The organism is Thiomonas sp. X19 (assembly GCF_900089495.1).
Lineage (GTDB): Bacteria > Pseudomonadota > Gammaproteobacteria > Burkholderiales > Burkholderiaceae_C > Thiomonas_A.
On record NZ_LT605203.1, the window covers coordinates 3,269,363 to 3,284,125 of the forward strand.

The following is a 14,763-nucleotide window of genomic DNA, read 5'->3' on the forward strand; positions in this document are numbered from 1 at the left end:
CTTCAAGCCGATTGCATCAGCGGTTCAAGCAGCGGCAGACACCAGGCCATTGGGCTCGGCCCCAAGTTCTGGCGCAGGAGTGAACCCCGCCTCGGCCTGCCGCAAGGCGTGCATGCAGCGCGCATCCGGGCCCCATCATCGCCAGGATCTGATCCACTGGCACTGCGGCGCGATAGGGACGGCCGACCGAGATGGCGTCGAAAATGTCGGCGGTCGTGATGATGCGAGTCTCCATCGAAATCAACCCTGCCGAAAGACCGCGTGGGTAGCCCGTGCCGTCGAGCTTTTCGTGATGTGCACCAGCCACTTGCGCCAACCCGGCGAAGGGCGCGATGCCGCTCAGAATCTGCTCGGTATAAGTAGGCGTGCATGCGCATGGCTTTCCACTCGGCAGCGTCGAGCTTGCCGGGTTTGTCGAGCATGGCGTTGCCCACGCCGAGCTTGCCCATATCGTGCAGCAACGCACCTCGGCGCAGCCAGCGGCGGCGTCCGGGTGTCAGGTGAAGTTGCTCGGCCATCATGTCATGTAGAGCGCCACCCGTGCGCTATGGCCCGCGGTGAAATGACTTTTGGCGTCGATGATCTGGCCGAAAACCTCGGCGATTTCGTCCAGGTAATCATCGTCCAGCGGCACGCCATGACGCGCCGGCTCCAGAGCTTAGACCAGCGCTGGAAGCTCGGCGCTGCCCAGCGTGGCGCGGAAGCAATCGGCAAGGCTCGACTTGAGCCCGGTGTGGGTCAGCACGAAACGTACGACCTGGGGTAGCGAGCTACCCACCAGTTTGAAGTCGCGCTTGAACTCCAGATCGTCCGTGAGGTAGAGCTCGCAGATGCGCGCGGCGTTGCTGCCGCATCCCAGTTCCTTGAGCAGCAGAGTTGTAATACAGCTCCCAGCGCTGCCGAGAGCCCAAGCCCTGCGCCACGGCCATGCCGGTGTAGGCGCAGCGCACGCAATGCCTCTTGGGCCGGCCCTCGGCCATGTCGAGGGCATGACTCAGGGAGCCAATCAGTTCACAGAGCTTGAGGTCTTGTTGCATCATTCGCTCACGGCCATCGCCTGAGCCGATGATGCCACGCGCTTACCTACAGCACGTTGATGGGGACTTTGAGATAGCTCACGCCGTTGGTCTCGGCTGGTGGCATTTCGCCGGCGCGAATATTGACCTGCACCGAGGGCACGATCAGCGCTGGCATATCGAGTTTTGCGTCGCGCTGCTTGCGAAAGGCGACGAACTCGTCTTCGGTCGTGCGGGCGTTGAGTTGCACATTGCCGTCGCGCTGCTCCTGCACGGTGCACACCCATTGGGCGGCACGGCCGCCTGGCATGTAGTCGTGGCAGAGATGAAGTCTGGTCTGGGGTGGCAGGCCGTAGAGACGCTGCACGGAGTGATAGAGGCTGTGGGCATTGCCACCGGGGAAATCGCAGCGGGCGGTGCCGTAGTCCGGCATGAACAAGGTGTCGCCGACGAAGGCATCCTCGCCCGCCAGGTAAGTCACGCAGGCGGGTGTGTGGCCGGGCGTGTGCATGACATGGACCTGCAATTGGCCGATGGCGAAAGTTTCGCCATCCGTGAAGAGCTTGTCGAAGGGGCGGCCGTCACGCGGGATGCTGTCGTCGTGGAACACCTCGCCGAACACTTTCTGCACGTCTTTGATGTGCTCGCCGATGCCGGTGCGCCCCCCCAACTGCTTCTTGATATAGGGCGCTGCCGAAATGTGGTCGGCATGGGCATGGGTTTCCAGCAGCCAGTCGAGCTTCAGGCCTTCGGTCTTGATGAAGGCGATGATGCCGTCGGCAAATTCCGTATGCGTATGACCGGCGGCGTAATCAAAGTCCAGCACGCTGTCGACCAGGGCGCAATGGCGCGTCGCCGGGTCGATGATGCAGTGGCAGGCGGTGTTGGACTGCTGGTGGAACCAAGTCTGAACAGCAGGGTTTCCGATCATTTCGGGAGCCCTGGCAAGATCGGCAACTGTACTCATGAGGGTATCTCCGGATATTTTGAGGATAGTAACAGCGCATCGAAACTGATACTGTACGGGGCATATATCTAGAAGTTGTTTGACATGAATCAAACCACCTCTTCTGGATTCTTGATCCACAACTCAATCGAGGAGACAAACCATGCTGTTCCAGCTCGATTCCACCGCGTTTACGCCGGGTACCGCCATTGCTGGCGGCGCTCTCATCGGCTTGGCTGCCGGAACCCTGGCCCTTGGCGCCGGCAAGATTGCCGGCATCAGCGGCATCCTGGGCAGCACCTTGAACGACCTCGCCACACGCACCCGACCCGATGGTTGGCGCGTGACGTTTCTTGCGGGCATCGTCGCCGCATCGTTCATCTGGGCGTTGTTCGTGCCGGTGCCGGGCGCAAGCTTCGGCGAATCCTGGCCTGTCATCGCCACTGCCGGGTTGCTTGTTGGCTTCGGCACCCGCATGGGCTCGGGTTGCGCCAGTGGTCATGGCGTTTGCGGGCTGTCGCGCTTGTCGGTGCGTTCAGCCGCAGCAGTGGCCATGTTCATGAGCTTTGGCATCGCCACGGCGGTGCTGGGCCACCGGATCTAAATCCCACGGGAGTATCGTGATGAAAATCTTTGCCTTCATCTGCGGTCTGGCCTTCGGCTTCGGCCTGTTGATCTCCGGCATGACCGACCCGGTCAAGGTGCTGGGCTTTCTCAACATCGCCGGCCCGTGGGATCCCAGCCTGATGCTGGTCATGATCAGCGCCGTGGTGGTCGCGCTGCCGATGATGCAACTGGCCTCGCGTCGCGAAAAGGCGCTGCTGGGCGACACCATTGCCTTCCCGCCGCGCTTCGGCATCACCGGCAAGCTGCTTCTCGGCAGCGCCATTTTTGGCGTGGGCTGGGGTTTGGACGGGCTATGCCCAGGACCGTCCCTCGCCTCGCTGGGCGCCTTCACTTGGCAGGAAGGGCTGTTTTTTCTGACGATGATTGCCGGCATGCTCGGCCATGAGTCTTGGCAGCGTGCCAACCAATCAGCCCGCGCGCAGGCACCGGCGGCTGGCACGAGCTGAACGCGCCGGAGGCGGTGCGGGGTGCGCTTCAGACCCCGAGCGTTTCGGCCGCGGGCGGTGTGTGGCCAATGCGGATCAGACCGTGGCGGCCTGGAGTTGTTCGCGCAGTTTGTTCTTGAGAATCTTGCCGGTGGCTCCCAGGGGAATGGCGTCGACGAAACGCACGCCGTCGGGAATCCACCACTTGGCCACCTTGCCTTCATAGAAAGCGAGCAACTCCTCCTGAGCCACTGAAGCCTCTGGCCTTTTCACCACGACCAGGAGCGGGCGCTCATCCCACTTGGCGTCGGGCATGGCGACGCAAGCCGCCATCGCCACGGCGGGATGTGCCATGGCGATGTTCTCGATGTCGATCGAGCTGATCCACTCGCCACCGGACTTGATCACGTCCTTGCTGCGATCCACGATGCGCACATAGCCGTCCGGGTCGATGACGACCACGTCCCCCGTTGGAAACCAGCCGTCGCGCAGGGGGCTGGGTTTGCCGGACTGGTAGTAGTCCTGCACGATCCACGGTCCTTTCACCAGCAGTTCGCCCACCGACCTGCCATCGCAGGGTAGATCCTTGCCGTCTCCATCCACCACCCGCAGTTCCACCCCGAAAACCGGCCGTCCCTGTGTGGTCTGCACCACCATGCGTTGCGCGGCGGGAAGATCCAGGTGCTTGTTTTTCAGCGTGCAGACCGTGCCGACCGGGCTCATCTCCGTCATGCCCCAGGCGTGGCGCACTTCGATGCCGTAACCGTCCTGGAATGCCGCGATCATCGACGCAGGCGCCGCGGAACCGCCGATGAGCACACGCTGCAGCGCCGCTGGCTTGCGCGCCTGCTGCTGCATCTGGTTCAGCAGCCCCAGCCAGATGGTCGGCACGCCGGCGGCGAAGGTCACGCCCTCGGCATCCATCAGCGAGAACAGCGATGCGCCATCGAGCGAAGGGCCGGGAAACACCAGCTTGCAGCCCACCAGTGCGGCGGCATAGGGAATGCCCCAGGCGTTCACATGGAACATGGGCACCACCGGAAGCACGGCGTCGCGGGCGGAGAGGTTGATGGCGTCGGGCAGGGCAATCGCGTAGGCGTGCAGCACGGTGGAGCGATGGCTGTAGAGCACGCCCTTGGGGTTGTCCGTGGTGCCGCTGGTGTAGCACATGGACGAGGCCGCGTTTTCGTCCAGTTCCGGCCAGGCGTAGTCGTCGCTCTGCCCCGCCAGCAGGGTTTCGTAACTGTGCAGATTGGGTACGGCCTGCTGCAGTTCAGCAAGAATGCGGGCTGCATCGCACAGCGCCACCCAATGCCTGACGCGCGGACAACGCGAAGCGACGGCCTGGACGATGGGGGCAAAACTCATGTCGAAACACAGCACCCGATCGTCGGCATGGTTGATGATCCAGGCAATCTGGTCCGGGTGCAGGCGGGGGTTGAGCGTGTGCAGCACCCGCCCGCTGCCCGACACGCCGTAATACAGCTCGAAGTGCCGATAGCCGTTCCACGCCAGGGTGCCCACGCGATCGCCAGCCGCCAGGCCCATCGTGTCCAGGGCGCGAGCCACGCGCTTGGAGCGGCCACGAATCTCGGCATAGTTTGTGCGGTGCAGATCGCCTTCGACCCGGCGCGACACGATTTCGGTATCGCCGTGATAGCGCGCCGCGAACTCGATCAAATCCGAGATGCTCAAGCCGTGCGCCTGCATCATTCCATTCATGCTCGTCTCCTGAATCTTGGTTTTGTGGGCGCCGCAGCAACACCGAGAGGTTCTTGAGGCAGCGTTTGTGCATCGAAATGTACACCGCCGGGCAAACCCGGCAATTCCCCAAACTGGATGTGGGTTGCTGGCACCCGCCCGCCTTGGGTCGCGCTGGAAGCGGGCTTGATTTGCCACAAGCTGCGGGGGCAAGTCCGCCCGATAAAATAGACCGCTTCCTCAACACCAAGCAACAGGCTGAACGATGACTTTCGTCGTGACTGAAAACTGCATCAAGTGCAAGTTCACCGACTGCGTGGACGTGTGCCCGGTTGATTGCTTCCGCGAAGGTCCAAATTTTCTGACCATCGACCCCGACGAATGCATCGACTGTGCCGTGTGCGTGCCCGAGTGCCCGGCCAATGCCATCTTCGCCGAGGAAGACGTGCCCGGCGACCAGCAAGCCTTCATCGCCCTGAACGCCGAGCTGGCGCGCAAATGGCCCAGCATCACCAAGCGCAAGCCAGCTCCGCCCGACGGCGAGGAATGGAACGGCAAACCCGGCAAGCTCTCCTTGCTCGAGCGCTGATCGCGCTGGCCCAGCCCCCCCCTTTCATCGATCAATCCATGGACATGCACATCGACCCGGCGATTGCCGACATCCCTCGCCAGCAAGGCACTCCCATCGAGACCGACGCCGTCATCATTGGAGCCGGCCCGGTGGGCCTGTTCCAGGTGTTCGAGCTGGGGCTGCTGGAGATCAAGGCCCATGTCATCGACAGCCTGCCGCACCTGGGCGGCCAGTGCGTCGAGCTCTACCCCGACAAGCCCATCTACGACATCCCCGCCGTGCCCATGTGCACCGGCCAGCAGCTCACCGACAGCCTGCTGCAGCAGATCGCCCCCTTTCACCCCACGTTTCATCTCGGCCAGGACGTCACCGAGCTGCAGCGCCAGCACGACGGCCGCTTCCTGGTGCGCACCTCCAAGGACACCACCTTGCGCACCAAGACCGTGTTCATCGCCGCCGGCGTCGGCTCGTTCCAGCCCCGCCCCCTGAAGGTCGAGGGGATCGAGCCCTTCGAGGGCACGCAGCTGTTCTACCGGGTGAAGAGCCCGGGCGCCTTCGCCGGCCAGCATCTGGTGGTGGTGGGCGGCGGCGACTCGGCGCTGGACTGGGCCCTGCACTTCGCCCAGAGCGAGGAGCACCGCGCCCAGAGCGTGGTGCTGATCCATCGCCGCGACGGCTTTCGCGCCGCCCCGGCCTCGGTGGCGAAGATGCACGCGCTGTGCGAGCAGCATGCCATGCAATGCGTCGTCGGCCAGATCAGCGGCTTCGAGCAGCGCCAGGGGCGGCTCACCGAGATCAAGCTCACGGGCAACGACGGCATCACCCGGCGCCTGCCGCTGGATGTGCTGCTGGTGTTCTTCGGCCTGTCCCCCAAGCTCGGCCCCATTGCCCACTGGGGGCTGGAGCTGGAGCGCAAGCAGCTGAAGGTGGACACGGAGAAGTTCGAGACCAATGTGCCGGGCATCTTCGCCGTGGGCGACATCAACACCTATCCGGGCAAGAAAAAGCTCATCCTCTCGGGCTTTCACGAGGCGGCGCTGGCGGCGTTCGGCGCCGCGCACACCATCTTCCCGGAGAAGAAGATCCATCTGCAGTACACCACCACCAGCCCCAAGCTGCATCAGGTGCTGGGGGTCGAGTCGCCGGTCTTCGACTGAGCTGCCGTTTCTGAATATCAGCCTTTTTAACGCCCCTTGTGACTAGGATCCGGGCTGGCTTTTGCTGACAGCTTTAAGCCCAGGCTATACTTGAAGGCTGTTCCCTGATAGCTCAGTTGGTAGAGCGACGGACTGTTAATCCGCAGGTCCCTGGTTCGAGCCCAGGTCGGGGAGCCACCAAACACAGAGGAAAATCAAGGCCTTACGGTGAAAGCTGTAAGGCCTTTTTCTTTGCGCCTTTGAGTTTGGTTCACTTTTGGTTCACTTGGGTACACTCTCAGCCACCGCGTTGAACCAAGGAGTTGAACCATGGCGAGCTTCCAAAAGCGTGCTGGTGCGTGGCGTGCGTTGATCCGCCGCAAGGGCTATCCGGCCATCTCCAACACCTTCGACACCAAAGCCGAAGCCGAAGCCTGGGCGCGCAAGACCGAATCCGACATCGACCGTGGCCATCATGTCGATCATCGGCCCGCGAAGATCATCTCGTTCGCCGACTGCCTGCGCCGCTATGCAATCGAAGTGAGTAGTTTGAAAAAAGGCGCCCGGCAGGAACGGTCCCGTATCAAATTCCTGCTGGAGCAGCCGCTGGCCAAGCGTGCCATCGGTGAGTTGCGCAGCGATGACTTCGCACGCTACCGCAACGCCAGACTGAAAGTTGTCTCTCCAGCGAGCACCAGGCTTGAGCTGGCCTTGATCTCGCATCTGTTCACGACTGCGATCAAGGAATGGGGTCTTGGCTTGTCCACCAATCCGGTCAAACAGGTCGCCAAGCCGAAGGTCAACAACGAGCGAGACCGGCGGTTCGTTGGTGACGAGGAAGCCCGGTTGTTTGCGGCCATCGATGCGATCTGCGCATCACGGATACACCGCGCCGTTGTGCATCCCAAGCAATGGTTCCGACAAATTGTCACAGTCGCTCTCGAAACCGCCATGCGCAAGGGTGAGCTACTGGCGATGACAAGGGACAACCTGCATGTGGCCGAGCATTATGTCCTGCTGCCTGACACCAAGAACGGAACTTCTCGCAAAGTGCCGCTTTCCAGCGCCGCCCTGGCGGCCATCAAAGTGACACCGAAACAAGGAGTTGATCCGCGCATCTTCCCAGTCAGCGGAACAGTCCTCAAAGACTACTGGCTAGACGCCATGAAGCAGGCCGGCATCGAAGACTTCCATTTCCACGATCTGCGCCATGAAGCGACCAGCCGCATGGCCCGCAAGCTGCCGATGCACGACTTGATGAAAGTCACCGGCCACAAGACCGCCGCGATGCTCGCCCGTTACTACCATCCAGTCCCCGCCGACATCGCCGCCGCGCTGGACGCCTAAACAATCTTTCCTTGCCCCTGCCTTTGCCTGGCCGCGTCAGCGGCTGACTTGCCTATTGCTGAACCCAATCACGCTTTGCGGTGACCGCGCATATCCCTATGCCGGGTGCGGTTCACGGATTCCTGATTGTCCTTGCCGTGATTCGTGGGTGGTGCCAACGCGCCCGGCTCCTAGTCCCTGGAGCCCAGCATGCGCATCATCATCGCCGAAAAACCCTCTGTCGCCCAAGCCATCGCTGGCGTGCTGGGCAATGCCCGCAAGTCGGATGGCTACATCGAATGCGCGGGGTCAACCCGTGTGACCTGGTGCTTCGGCCACCTGCTGGAGCAGGCCAGGCCTGAAGAGTATGTCGACGGCGGCAAGGTGCTCGCCTCGCATCTGCCCGTCATCCCTACGGACTGGAAGCTCTCACCGCGCGATGGCGGCGCGGGCAAGCAGGTCAAGGTCATCCGCGATCTGCTCAAGGGCGCTGATGAAGTGGTCAACGCGGGCGACGCCGACCGTGAGGGCCAGTTGCTGGTCGATGAAGTCTTGCTGTTCCTGAACTGGAAGGGCAAGACATCGCGTCTGTGGTTATCCAGCCTGGACGATGCCAGTGTGCGCAAGGCGCTCTCCGGCATCAGGGACAACGCCGCCATGCGCCCCGTCTACGAATCCGCCCTGGCCCGCCAGCGCGCCGACTGGCTGATGGGCATGAACGGCTCCATCGCCCTGAGCCGCAACCTGCAAGCGTGCGGCGTGCCGGGGGCATGGAGCATCGGGCGGGTGCAGACTCCGACTCTTGCATTGCTGGTGGATCGTCAGCGCGACATCGAGCACTTCAAGGCCCGCGACTTCTATCAGGTCGTGGCGCACCTGGATGGCGGCATCAAGGCTGCATGGCAAGTGCCCGATGATTTTGTTGACGAAGACGGCCGGCTGCTGGACAAGGCCAAGGCCGACGAGACTGCGCGTCGGATCACCGGCAAGGCGGCCCGTGTCACGAAGTTCACGCGCAAGACGGGTGAGCGCGCCGCTCCCCTGCCCTACACCCTGGGCGGGCTTCAGAAAGCCGCCAGCAGCCGTTTCGGTCTGTCGGCCAAGGACACACTAGCTGCGGCGCAGGAACTGTACGAAGCCAAGATCACCACCTACCCGCGCACCGACTGTTCCTACTTGCCGATCGAGATGCACAGCAGTGCTGGTGGCATCCTCAAAGCAATTGGCAGCGAAGGCATTGCCGGGCTGGACCCGGCGCGCAAGCATGCAGCCTGGAATACCGGCAAGGTCGAGGCGCACCACGGCCTGATTCCGACTGGACAGAACCCTGATGCAGCCAGCCTCTCGGCCCATGCGAAGCGTGTCTTCGACCTGATCCGCGAGTCCTACATCCGCCTGTTCATGCCGCCCGAGACATTCGAGACGCGCGAGGCGCTGTTCGACATCGACGGGTTGGGCTTTCGTGCTGTGGCCCGGACAGTATTGGAGCCGGGCTGGACAAAGCTCGGTGGCAAGGATGACGACGAGAGGCAAGAGCAAGGCGAAGCTGCTGGCACGTTGCCTGATCTGCGCGAGGGCGAGGCCCGCACCTGCGAGCGTGGTGGGGTCATCGGCAAGCGCACCACACCACCCAAGCCCTACACCGACGGCACCTTGATCGCCACCATGACCGGCGTGCACAAGCTGGTGACCGACCCGAAGCTCAAGGCAAGGCTGAAAGAAACATCGGGCCTGGGCACCGAGGCGACGCGGGCTTCGATGATCGAAGTGCTCATCATCCGTGAGTATGCCGAGCGTGCCAAGAAGGAAATCCAGCCAACGGACCGCGGCGTGCAACTCATCGACATGCTGCGCAAGGTCGCCCCTGAACTGGCTGACCCTGGGTACACCGCGCTGCAAGAGGATGCGCTGGCCGACATCGCCGCGGGTCGTGCGCCGTTCGCAGGCTTCATGGATGGACAGGCTCAAGCTGTGCGTGGGTTCAGCCGCACGCTGCTGGACGGCAAACTGACTGACAACCAGTTGGTCATGCGCGCCTGTCCGGCCTGCGGTGGCGCGCGTTGCGCCAAGCTCAAGAGCAAGGCCGGCAACAGCTATCACCGTTGCATGGACTGCCAGGCGGCGTTCGGTGATGACGTGGGCAAGCCTGGGAAAAGGTTCGAGGACAAGCCGTCTGGTGAGAGTAACGGAGTTAAAGACGGAAAACAGTCTTCGGCTCCAGCAGCAACCGGCCCACAGTGCCCGGCCTGCAAGAAGCCGACGTTCAAGAACGAAACCAAGACCGGGAAGCCCTACTTCCGCTGCGGCGGGTGCAAGGGTGCCTGGTGGCCGGATCGGACGAGCGCCAAGAAGCTGGGCAGCAAGTGGGAGACGATGAAATGATCAAAAAAATCATTGAGGTCGCAGTGGGTATCGAGCTGGCGCTGTTGCTCTGGCGACTGCTGCATCTGCTGATCGCGCTGCTGGTGCTCGCCGCGGTGATTCACTTCACCATCGGCTGGCCGCTGGCCATGGAATTCATGCGGTCGGCTGCGGTGCAAGTGCGATTGATTTTTCAGGGCTTGGTGGGGGCGTCGTCATGAAGGGCTTCAAAGATTTCGAGGATTCGACCTGGTTCATCGGCACCATGGCCGCTGTCGCCGCTGTCACGTCGGCGGCTCTCATCGCGCCGGTCTGGTTCGGCATGCTTGGCGGGGCCGCGCGATGATGCCCGTTGCTCTGCTTCACCAGTGCGCACCAAGGGTGGCGGCCGTCACCATGGCGGCCATCGTGCAGCAGGAGAGCGGAGGCAACCCGCTGGCGCTGCACGACAACACAAGTGGCCAGAGCTATCGTCCGGCCACCTTGTTCGAAGCCGTGGGTTTGGCGCGCAGGCTCATCGCGGCTGGGCACTCGATTGACATGGGTATAGCCCAGATCAACAGCGGCAACCTGCCGTCGCTGCATCTTGGTGTGCAGCAGGTGTTCGACCCCTGCCGAAACCTGTGGGCCGCTCAAGCAATTCTGCTTCGTGGATGGAGGCAATCGGGCGGCAGTTTGCGGGGCGCACTGTCGGCTTACAACACTGGGAATACTGGGTCAGCAGTCGGCGCACGCTACGCCGCTGGCGTGTTCTGGCAAGCTGGGGTTGTCATGCCAGGCATTCCTGGCGGCAAGCTGGCGCGCTGGACGCAGGGCACCATCGTTGTGAGTAACGCAGATCTGCAGCCAGTCCGCGCAGTCCCCACCTGGACACCTCAGGCCAGCCCATTACCACCAGTAGGTGGTGGGCTGGCAGCAAAGTGGTAATCAAGCCAGACCTTTGAACGCTTTGAATACCTTGTCCATATCCATCGTGTCACTGCTCGCTTCAACAAAGACACGGCACTTGTATTCCCAGTGGCCGCCCGGCTCCCATTGCCGGATTTCATACTCGTCCGGACCGACCCAATGGAATCGAAGCGCATCGATTTCAGATTGCTGCGAAAGAGTTAGCCCTGTTTTAATCGTGTGGTAAAAGATTTTAACTGTTTGCCCTTTGGGCGCCGTCTTTGAATTCCGCGGGCGCACCTCATTGATTTGAGACGGTTTAACACCCAAGAACCCCATCAACTCATTCCAAACGCCGAGCGTTTTGGCGCGCTCAGCAAATTCGTCGCAAGACTTTTTCCTCATGATCGTGATTTGTCGTTCAGAAATTCCAAGGCCATCCTGCAAATCCTTGCCACCGCTCTCAAACAGCGCGAAATGCTTCTCCTTGAAGCCAAGCAGAGCCAGCAACTCCAGGATGCGCGCGCTGTCCTGGGCTTCGCCCTCTTGCATTTTTGATGACGATCTGTCGACAATTTCTTTGGGGTTATCATCACCTTCTTCGCCAGAATCAAGTCCACTGGCGTGCGCTGGGATTGAGTAACTGTCGGTGATCATGGCCTGTTTTACATAACCAGAAATCTGATGGAAAAGACCAACCTGATCGGAGTTGTCGTCTGTTTGCTTTTTGAGTAGATATTCAAGCACGCGTGTCGAAATTTCAGCAGATCGATCTTCGAGCTGAGAGTAAATATGGCCAGAATCTTTATTGAAGGCCGGATCGTTTTTCCAATATTTTGCAACCTTCTTGACCATTTTTACAATTGCTTCAGCCGGCCATTCGCGCAGCGGGGTTTTATGAAGATCGATGTCAGTGGTATTCATGATCAATAGTCCTTGGTGAAGTGGTCAGATGGTGAAGAATGATGAGAGCGCAAGCTCAGTCTGGCGGGGATCGCTTTTGCGTCGTTTAGCTGGCGGAACCGGAATAATCATGGAAATCGCTCGCGCAGCCCAAAGCCCGAGCATCAAAATCAAGTTGAGAAACTCAGCAATCATCCAGCCACCCTTAGACTTGATTTTCTTGGCGATCCGCTGCAGCGCCAATTCAGCGTGCCGCATGACGACAAGACCGCTGCGCGAGGCGGTTTTCTTCCCCTCAGAAAGCAAAAATGCAACCCGCCGCACTTCACGCCCCAAAAACCAGGTCTTGTTGAAAACTGTGTTTGAATTGCAGTTGTCTTTCCAATTACTGGCTGCCATGTAGTTCGGAGCACCCCGCAGAATCTCCTTGGCTCTCTGTTCGGCCGTGGGGCGGATGCGCTTGGTGGTGGTGCTGGTGGTCATGGTCAACTCCTTCATAATGCCCAGTGACCACATCCTAATTTGTTGATTTAATTAAAAAAAGCACTCACAAAGAATACACAAGTAACATAAAAGAATACGAAAACAACCATCGAACAACGCATAAGCAATACACAAACAATTGGTGTAATGACTCGTTCCAAAGTCATTTTTGGTGCCTCACGCGATTAAATTTTTTTGCAGCCACACAACAGTGGTTTGCGGCCATGCCTGATACGCCTACATCAACATTAGGGGCGGGAAATGAGCGCGCACGAATCGACGACCAAAACCAGGCAGATTGAGGCGCTGAAGCGGGCGCTGGGCGCACAAATCCTTGATTACCTGGCCGACCCGACCGTGGTGGAAATCATGTTGAATCCCGATGGCACGCTGTGGGTCGACCGGCTGGGCGCAGGGATGCAGAAGGTTGGCGAAGTGCCTGCAGTGCAGTCACTGACCATCGTCAACACAGTCGCGGCGATGCTTGAAACCACAGTCACCTCAGAAAACCCGATCCTTGAATGCGAGCTGCCGCTGGACGGCAGCCGGTTCGAAGCCCTGATCCCGCCCTTGGTGGAGCGGGCAAGTTTTGCCTTGCGCAAGAAGGCGTTGCTGGTGTTCACCCTGGACGATTACCTCCAAAAAGGCATCATGACCAGGGGCCAAAAGCAAGCCATCGAGGAAGCCGTTTCCGGACGGCAAAACATCCTTGTGAGTGGCGGCACCGGGTCTGGGAAGACTACGGCGGCCAACGCCATCCTCGATTGCATGGCGCAGGTTGACCATGACCACCGCATCGTGGTCATCGAAGACACGCGCGAGTTGCAGGTGAACGCGCAGAACGTCGTCTTCCTGCGCACCAGCGACAACACCGACATGACCCGCCTGCTGCGCGCCACCATGCGCCTGCGCCCCGACCGCATCGTGGTCGGCGAGGTGCGCGACGGCTCGGCCCTGGCGCTGTTGAAGGCTTGGAATACCGGGCACCCGGGCGGAGTCGGCACCGTGCATGCGAACGACGCCAGCGCCGCGCTGATCCGCATCGGCCAGTTGATCCAGGAAGCGGGCGTGCCGCCCAACCCGGAGCTGATCGCCGAAGCGATCAATGTGGTCGTCTCCATCAAGCGCACCGCCACGGGCCGCAGGGTCGAAGAGGTCGCCGCCGTGCGCGGATGGTCGGCGTCAGGCGGCTTCCATGTCGAGCGTCTGGCTTGAAAGCTCGGCCTGCTGCAAAATCATCCTCATGCGCAACAGCAAGCTCGGCCTCCTGGCGTGCCACCTCAATGCCCCGGTCGGCCCTTGGGTCGAGCCGCAACACATCGCGCGTGCCCTGCGCGAGGGAAGCGTGGTCAACGTCCACGCCGGGGGGCGAACAGACGCGGTGAGGGGACTGTTGCTGACGCTGTTCACCGAAGCCGACCCCGCGCTGATCCTGGGTTGCGCCCGCGAAGCCGGGGCCGATCTGCAGAGCGTGAATCGTCTCTACGAAGAGGCCATCCACGATCATTTGCCGCGCGTCAAAGACTGGGAGCGGCTTGTCGCCGCGCGGACGTGACGGGCCTTATGCTGCCCGGACCTCGTTCAACAGATCCGGGTGCCGGTCGAGCACCTTGAGCAACTTCACCAGCGCCAAGGGTGGTCTGGTCTTCCCATTTTCGTAGCGTGAGAACGCATTGACGCCGCCCCCGAAGATTTCGGCGGCTTCGCGCTGGTCAAGGGCAAGCTTTTTGCGCACACGGACGATGAAGCCAGGGTCCACGATCGAGGCATTGACCTGCTTGTTGAATTCCAGCATCGCCGTACTGATTCTGGCCGATTCGGTCATGTCGAGGACGGCCTCTCCACAGGCCGGGCAGAAGTCGCCGGTCACTGCCGGAATGGTGGTCAGTTCCCCCTTGTAGGTGTACGGCAGATCGCGCGTGTCATGCACCAGTTCTGCCGCTGCACACATTGGACATTTCATGTTCATAGCTCCTTGAATGACACGATGAGCACCTCATCCATGACCGTCAGTTTCAGGTAGACCTCTCCGGCGGACGTCGTGGGTCGGTACACGTCCTGCCAGACCCTGTGGTCGGCGTGCGTGGTCATGCTCTTGTAGAAATCGCCAGCGGTCAGCGTCTTGACCACATGGACCATTGCCACGAAGTCAAAACCCATCGCGGCGCTGCCCGCCAGTGCCGACACGGTTGAACGCACCTTGCCCGCCTCGATCATGGCCTTGATGACCGACAGCTTGCAATGGGGCGTGCTTTTCTCCATCCGGCAATAATAACCTACTTGGTTATCCATGGCAAGCCGGTGCCGGTCGATTGTCCCGGCTGCTGGTTGTGATCGTTCTTGCCCCCGCCTTCGTCCTGGCGCCGCGCAGCGGGTGCCT

General features: G+C 61.1%; 19 protein-coding genes and 1 tRNA gene. 12 read left to right on the forward strand and 8 right to left on the reverse strand.

The features are described 5' to 3' along the window. Window positions 1-16: 16 nt before the first annotated feature. From THIX_RS24335 to THIX_RS15755, 3 genes are all read right to left on the reverse strand, one after another. Entirely contained in the window at window positions 17-466 is a 450-nt protein-coding gene (locus THIX_RS24335; protein WP_233224597.1) for an HD-GYP domain-containing protein, read from the reverse strand. A gap of 192 nt (window positions 467-658) precedes the next feature. Further along, window positions 659-991 (reverse strand): hypothetical protein, encoded by a 333-nt coding sequence (locus tag THIX_RS24340; protein ID WP_233224598.1) that lies wholly within the window; start codon window positions 989-991, stop codon window positions 659-661. 92 nt (window positions 992-1,083) lie between these two features. Further along, a complete protein-coding gene (locus THIX_RS15755; RefSeq protein ID WP_371412933.1) occupies window positions 1,084-1,983 on the reverse strand; it encodes an MBL fold metallo-hydrolase in 900 nt (299 codons plus the stop codon). A 145-nt stretch (window positions 1,984-2,128) separates the two neighbouring features. Here THIX_RS15755 and THIX_RS15760 point away from each other — a divergent pair, with 145 nt between their 5' ends. After that, entirely contained in the window at window positions 2,129-2,566 is a 438-nt protein-coding gene (locus tag THIX_RS15760; protein ID WP_112488418.1) for a YeeE/YedE family protein, read from the forward strand. A gap of 19 nt (window positions 2,567-2,585) precedes the next feature. Next, window positions 2,586-3,035 (forward strand): DUF6691 family protein, encoded by a 450-nt coding sequence (locus THIX_RS15765; protein ID WP_112486942.1) that lies wholly within the window; start codon window positions 2,586-2,588, stop codon window positions 3,033-3,035. Window positions 3,036-3,110: 75 nt separating this feature from the next. Here THIX_RS15765 and THIX_RS15770 read toward each other — a convergent pair whose 3' ends face one another. Beyond that, window positions 3,111-4,736: a 3-(methylthio)propionyl-CoA ligase gene (locus THIX_RS15770; RefSeq protein WP_112486943.1), complete on the reverse strand. Its 1,626-nt coding sequence runs from the start codon at window positions 4,734-4,736 to the stop codon at window positions 3,111-3,113. Window positions 4,737-4,980: 244 nt separating this feature from the next. On the opposite strand from THIX_RS15770, the gene fdxA reads away from it, so the two are divergent. The 8 genes from fdxA to THIX_RS15805 all read left to right on the forward strand — a co-directional run bounded on the left by fdxA (window position 4,981) and on the right by THIX_RS15805 (window position 11,036). Then, window positions 4,981-5,304 carry a ferredoxin FdxA gene (fdxA, locus tag THIX_RS15775; protein ID WP_112486944.1) on the forward strand — a complete coding sequence of 108 codons (324 nt, stop codon included), beginning with the start codon at window positions 4,981-4,983 and terminating at the stop codon, window positions 5,302-5,304. Between the two features lie 38 nt (window positions 5,305-5,342). Further along, the gene (locus THIX_RS15780) at window positions 5,343-6,443 is read left to right on the forward strand and encodes an NAD(P)/FAD-dependent oxidoreductase (protein ID WP_112486945.1); all 1,101 of its coding nucleotides are present in this window, start codon (window positions 5,343-5,345) and stop codon (window positions 6,441-6,443) included. A 101-nt stretch (window positions 6,444-6,544) separates the two neighbouring features. Continuing rightward, window positions 6,545-6,620, forward strand: a tRNA-Asn gene (locus tag THIX_RS15785). Window positions 6,621-6,752: 132 nt separating this feature from the next. Next, window positions 6,753-7,769 carry a site-specific integrase gene (locus tag THIX_RS15790; RefSeq protein ID WP_112486946.1) on the forward strand — a complete coding sequence of 339 codons (1,017 nt, stop codon included), beginning with the start codon at window positions 6,753-6,755 and terminating at the stop codon, window positions 7,767-7,769. A 189-nt stretch (window positions 7,770-7,958) separates the two neighbouring features. After that, the gene (locus THIX_RS15795) at window positions 7,959-10,130 is read left to right on the forward strand and encodes a DNA topoisomerase 3 (protein ID WP_112486947.1); all 2,172 of its coding nucleotides are present in this window, start codon (window positions 7,959-7,961) and stop codon (window positions 10,128-10,130) included. Continuing rightward, window positions 10,127-10,330 carry a hypothetical protein gene (locus THIX_RS15800; RefSeq protein WP_112486948.1) on the forward strand — a complete coding sequence of 68 codons (204 nt, stop codon included), beginning with the start codon at window positions 10,127-10,129 and terminating at the stop codon, window positions 10,328-10,330. Before THIX_RS15795 ends, THIX_RS15800 begins: the two co-directional genes overlap by 4 nt. Next, window positions 10,327-10,455, forward strand: a complete 129-nt coding sequence (locus THIX_RS24630; RefSeq protein ID WP_256359985.1) for a hypothetical protein — start codon at window positions 10,327-10,329, stop codon at window positions 10,453-10,455. The genes THIX_RS15800 and THIX_RS24630 overlap by 4 nt, the downstream gene beginning before the upstream one ends. Then, the gene (locus tag THIX_RS15805; RefSeq protein ID WP_256360011.1) at window positions 10,455-11,036 is read left to right on the forward strand and encodes a lytic transglycosylase domain-containing protein; all 582 of its coding nucleotides are present in this window, start codon (window positions 10,455-10,457) and stop codon (window positions 11,034-11,036) included. Before THIX_RS24630 ends, THIX_RS15805 begins: the two co-directional genes overlap by 1 nt. On the opposite strand, the gene THIX_RS23120 is transcribed toward THIX_RS15805, so the two are convergent. Both THIX_RS23120 and THIX_RS15815 read right to left on the reverse strand, forming a co-directional pair. Then, window positions 11,037-11,921 (reverse strand): hypothetical protein, encoded by an 885-nt coding sequence (locus THIX_RS23120; RefSeq protein ID WP_146748580.1) that lies wholly within the window; start codon window positions 11,919-11,921, stop codon window positions 11,037-11,039. It lies immediately after the preceding gene. A 24-nt stretch (window positions 11,922-11,945) separates the two neighbouring features. Next, a complete protein-coding gene (locus THIX_RS15815) occupies window positions 11,946-12,383 on the reverse strand; it encodes a hypothetical protein (RefSeq protein ID WP_146748512.1) in 438 nt (145 codons plus the stop codon). 261 nt (window positions 12,384-12,644) lie between these two features. Here THIX_RS15815 and trbB point away from each other — a divergent pair, with 261 nt between their 5' ends. Both trbB and THIX_RS15825 read left to right on the forward strand, forming a co-directional pair. Then, window positions 12,645-13,598, forward strand: coding sequence for a P-type conjugative transfer ATPase TrbB (gene trbB / locus THIX_RS15820; protein WP_112486952.1), 954 nt, complete (start codon window positions 12,645-12,647; stop codon window positions 13,596-13,598). Then, complete coding sequence (locus THIX_RS15825; protein ID WP_233224514.1) at window positions 13,579-13,938, forward strand: hypothetical protein; 360 nt, start codon at window positions 13,579-13,581, stop codon at window positions 13,936-13,938. Before trbB ends, THIX_RS15825 begins: the two co-directional genes overlap by 20 nt. Before the next feature lie 6 nt (window positions 13,939-13,944). On the opposite strand, the gene THIX_RS15830 is transcribed toward THIX_RS15825, so the two are convergent. Continuing rightward, on the reverse strand, window positions 13,945-14,346 hold the full coding sequence (locus THIX_RS15830; protein ID WP_112486255.1) for a type II toxin-antitoxin system MqsA family antitoxin: 402 nt from the start codon (window positions 14,344-14,346) through the stop codon (window positions 13,945-13,947). 2 nt (window positions 14,347-14,348) lie between these two features. Then, entirely contained in the window at window positions 14,349-14,645 is a 297-nt protein-coding gene (locus tag THIX_RS15835; protein WP_112486953.1) for a type II toxin-antitoxin system MqsR family toxin, read from the reverse strand. Window positions 14,646-14,763: the final 118 nt, after the last annotated feature.

Bases quoted from the DNA above. Each gene is read 5' to 3' on its own strand.
- THIX_RS23120 (WP_146748580.1), bottom strand. From the start codon at position 11,921: ATGAATACCACTGACATCGATCTTCATAAAACCCCGCTGCGCGAATGG.
- THIX_RS15805 (WP_256360011.1), top strand. From the start codon at position 10,455: ATGCCCGTTGCTCTGCTTCACCAGTGCGCACCAAGGGTGGCGGCCGTC.
- THIX_RS15830 (WP_112486255.1), bottom strand. From the start codon at position 14,346: ATGAAATGTCCAATGTGTGCAGCGGCAGAACTGGTGCATGACACGCGC.
- THIX_RS15765 (WP_112486942.1), top strand. From the start codon at position 2,586: ATGAAAATCTTTGCCTTCATCTGCGGTCTGGCCTTCGGCTTCGGCCTG.
- THIX_RS15780 (WP_112486945.1), top strand. From the start codon at position 5,343: ATGGACATGCACATCGACCCGGCGATTGCCGACATCCCTCGCCAGCAA.
- THIX_RS24630 (WP_256359985.1), top strand. From the start codon at position 10,327: ATGAAGGGCTTCAAAGATTTCGAGGATTCGACCTGGTTCATCGGCACC.
- THIX_RS15755 (WP_371412933.1), bottom strand. From the start codon at position 1,983: ATGAGTACAGTTGCCGATCTTGCCAGGGCTCCCGAAATGATCGGAAAC.
- THIX_RS15825 (WP_233224514.1), top strand. From the start codon at position 13,579: ATGTCGAGCGTCTGGCTTGAAAGCTCGGCCTGCTGCAAAATCATCCTC.
- THIX_RS15835 (WP_112486953.1), bottom strand. From the start codon at position 14,645: ATGGAGAAAAGCACGCCCCATTGCAAGCTGTCGGTCATCAAGGCCATG.
- trbB (WP_112486952.1), top strand. From the start codon at position 12,645: ATGAGCGCGCACGAATCGACGACCAAAACCAGGCAGATTGAGGCGCTG.
- THIX_RS15815 (WP_146748512.1), bottom strand. From the start codon at position 12,383: ATGACCACCAGCACCACCACCAAGCGCATCCGCCCCACGGCCGAACAG.
- THIX_RS15770 (WP_112486943.1), bottom strand. From the start codon at position 4,736: ATGAATGGAATGATGCAGGCGCACGGCTTGAGCATCTCGGATTTGATC.
- THIX_RS15800 (WP_112486948.1), top strand. From the start codon at position 10,127: ATGATCAAAAAAATCATTGAGGTCGCAGTGGGTATCGAGCTGGCGCTG.
- THIX_RS15795 (WP_112486947.1), top strand. From the start codon at position 7,959: ATGCGCATCATCATCGCCGAAAAACCCTCTGTCGCCCAAGCCATCGCT.
- fdxA (WP_112486944.1), top strand. From the start codon at position 4,981: ATGACTTTCGTCGTGACTGAAAACTGCATCAAGTGCAAGTTCACCGAC.
- THIX_RS24340 (WP_233224598.1), bottom strand. From the start codon at position 991: ATGCCCTCGACATGGCCGAGGGCCGGCCCAAGAGGCATTGCGTGCGCT.
- THIX_RS15790 (WP_112486946.1), top strand. From the start codon at position 6,753: ATGGCGAGCTTCCAAAAGCGTGCTGGTGCGTGGCGTGCGTTGATCCGC.